This is a genomic window from Halorubrum sp. SP3, from assembly GCF_005435195.1.
Taxonomy (GTDB): Archaea; Halobacteriota; Halobacteria; order Halobacteriales; family Haloferacaceae; genus Halorubrum; species Halorubrum sodomense.
In genome coordinates this window covers 1-263 of record NZ_SGTU01000634.1, presented here as the reverse complement: position 1 = coordinate 263, position 263 = coordinate 1, and the positions used below count along the sequence as shown (strand labels likewise).

Below are 263 nucleotides of genomic sequence, written 5' to 3'. Positions count from 1 at the left end.
AGCTCGGCGAACTGCGCCTCGTCGCTCGCGTCCGCGAGACACCCCGGCCGGAGGCCGTCCCCGAGCGAGACGGTCACGTCGTGTTCGGCGAGGATCTCACAGATCGCCTCGAACTTCGCGTACAACGGGTTCTGTATCCCGTTCTCCTCCATCCACTCCGCGAGGATCGACCCACCTCGCGAGACGATTCCGGTCTTCCGGCCGTCAGTCAGGGGCAGGTGTTCCATCAATATCCCCGCGTGGATCGTCATGTAGTCGACGCC

At 64.6% G+C, this 263-nt stretch carries 1 protein-coding gene; it reads right to left on the bottom strand.

Translation table 11 applies throughout. From position 1 onward, the window contains the following. A partial coding sequence (locus EXE42_RS17805) for a phosphomethylpyrimidine synthase ThiC (RefSeq protein ID WP_199240821.1) occupies positions 1–263 on the bottom strand: 263 nt, incomplete at both ends.